General features: G+C 64.4%; 3 protein-coding genes. All 3 read left to right on the top strand.

The window, feature by feature from the left end:
* Positions 1-49 precede the first annotated feature (49 nt).
* The 3 genes from JOZ00_RS01485 to JOZ00_RS01475 are packed head-to-tail and all read left to right on the top strand — an operon-like array spanning position 50 to position 2,255.
* Positions 50-1,018, top strand: a complete 969-nt coding sequence (locus JOZ00_RS01485) for an RDD family protein (RefSeq protein WP_293338731.1) — start codon at positions 50-52, stop codon at positions 1,016-1,018.
* Positions 1,015-1,569, top strand: coding sequence for a mammalian cell entry protein (locus JOZ00_RS01480; RefSeq protein WP_293338729.1), 555 nt, complete (start codon positions 1,015-1,017; stop codon positions 1,567-1,569). The genes JOZ00_RS01485 and JOZ00_RS01480 overlap by 4 nt, the downstream gene beginning before the upstream one ends.
* Positions 1,536-2,255, top strand: a complete 720-nt coding sequence (locus JOZ00_RS01475; protein ID WP_293338727.1) for a mammalian cell entry protein — start codon at positions 1,536-1,538, stop codon at positions 2,253-2,255. The genes JOZ00_RS01480 and JOZ00_RS01475 overlap by 34 nt, the downstream gene beginning before the upstream one ends.
* Positions 2,256-2,342: the final 87 nt, after the last annotated feature.

The raw sequence follows: 2,342 nt of genomic DNA, 5'->3' as shown, positions 1-2,342 counted from the left end.
CCATGGCCGAGGGGCAATACAGAATATCCAAGCTCGACCAGGTGACGAAGTGACGGTTGTGGTCGAGGAAACTCAGACCACCGGAGTCCAGGAGTCACCCCAGAACGCGTTGGCGCGGTGGCACTCTCGTGCAGGCGCCTTCGCCCTCGACGTCTTTCCGAGCATGGCCGTGATCGCGACGATGGCGTTGGTGTCAAGCGCCGTGCCGAGCGGCGTGTGGTGGTGGGTCTGCATTTGCGTCATCGGAGTCGTCGTCCTGGTGACGTTGGTCAACCGGTTGCTGCTGCCGACGATCACCGGCTGGAGCCTGGGACGCGCCCTCGTGGGGATCGCGGTGGTGCACCGGGACGGCGAGGCCCCCGGGCCGTGGACTCTGCTGCTGCGGGAACTGGCGCACCTGCTGGACACCGTGTCGATAGTGGGATGGCTTTGGCCGCTGTGGGATTCACGACGCCGCACTTTTGCCGACTTGTTGCTGCGCACCGAAGTGCGACATCTCGAACTCCACGAGGCGCCGTCCGGCATCCGGCGCTGGAGCATGATCGCGGTGTCGACCGCGGCCGGTCTGTGCGTCGCGGGTGCCGCCTTGGGCTACGCGGTGGTGTACTCGCAGGAGCGGGGCGCCGAGCAGACGATCGCGCAGCTCAAGACCCAGGGCCCCAAGATCGTCGCGCAGATGCTGACCTACGACCCCAAGTCACTCGACGCCGATTTCGCGCGGGCCCGGTCGCTGGCGACCGACAAGTATCGCGGTCAGCTCACCGTGCAGCAGGATGTGGTCAAGAACAAGAACCCGGTCATCAACGAGTACTGGGTGACCAATAATTCGATCGAGTCGGCGTCACCGGATCGCGCGACGATGTTGATGTTCATGCAGGGCCGGCGTGGTGTGGATCCCCAGGTGCGTTACATCAGTGCCACCGTTCGGGTGACCTTCGCCAAAGAAGGCGACGACCGTTGGCGCGTCGACGATCTGACCGTGCTGACCAAACCCACACCGAGTGGGAACGGAAAATGAGTCCGCGCCGCAAGTTTGCGCCCGGCGAGCAACCACTGCTGTTCGCGCAGCCGGTGGGCAAAGAGCGGCCCTGGATCCTCCCGGTGGTCTTCGCGGTCGCCGCTGCGCTGATGGCGCTGGCGATAACGGGTAGCGCGCTGATGCTGATCTCCCACCAATCGACGGCGCGCACCGCCGCAAAGGACCGCGAGGTGGTCAACTATGTGACGGGCTTCATGACGAAGTTCGTCTCCGTCGATCCCTTCCATGCCAACGACTATGTGACGCGGATTCTGGCCCAGGCGACCGGCGACTTCGCCAAGCAGTACCAGAAGAACGCGAACGAGATCCTTCTCCAGGTTGCTCGGGCGGAGCCCGCCACCGGCACTGTCCTGGACGCCGGAGTGGAACGATGGAACGACGATGGCAGCGTAAGCGTCATCGTGGCCACCGCGATCACGACGAAATCGCCCGACGAGAAGCAAGTCCTGGAGAACACCAACCGGTGGGCGGCCACCGCGACGCGGGAAGGGAATCAGTGGAAGATCAGCAACCTGCAGCAGGTGATCTGACCGCCGATGCGGATTCGAAAGCGCCGGCAGACGAGGCTGCCGAGCGCGGTGAAAAGGCCGCTGCGGCAGAAGAATCCACGGGCGACGAGGGTGACCACGCCAAGGACGATGACGACACCGCGAAGGCTGAAGAGAAGGACGCGGAGCCCGCTCGCCCGCGGCGGAGGCTGCTCGCCGGTAGGTGGGCGGCGATCACCGTCGTGGTGGCCGCCTTGCTCTTCGTCGGCTCCGCGGCGTTCGCCGGTGCCGCCGTGCAGCCATACCTGAACGACCGCGCCACTGCCGCAATCAAAATGAAGGTCGCGAGGACCGCGGCCAACGCGATCACCACGCTGTGGACCTACACGCCCGAGAACATGGATACCCTCGCCGATCGCGCGTCGGCTTATCTCAGCGGCGATTTCGAGGCGCAGTACCGCAAATTCGTCGACACCATCGTGGCCCCCAACAAGCAGGCAAAGGTCACCAATAGCACCGTGGTGACCGGCGCGGCCGTGGAATCGCTGGACGATACCAGCGCGGCCGTCATTGTCTACACCAACACAACGTCCACCAGCCCGCTGACCAAGAACGTCCCCTCGTTGAAATACTTGTCCTACAGGTTGTTTCTGAAGCGGACGGGCAGTCGCTGGCTGGTGACCAGGATGACGACGATCACCTCGCTGGACTTGACGCCGCACGAATAGCTGGGTCTGCCACGGCCATGCCCGTCGTCTCGCCTGTATCGGAGCGCTCGACCGTCGTCGCGTTGCTGTTGCTGACATTCGCAACCG

This window comes from Mycobacterium sp., assembly GCF_019243155.1.
In the GTDB taxonomy this organism is placed as follows: domain Bacteria; phylum Actinomycetota; class Actinomycetes; order Mycobacteriales; family Mycobacteriaceae; genus Mycobacterium.
This window is presented reverse-complemented; position numbering and strand designations above follow the sequence as displayed.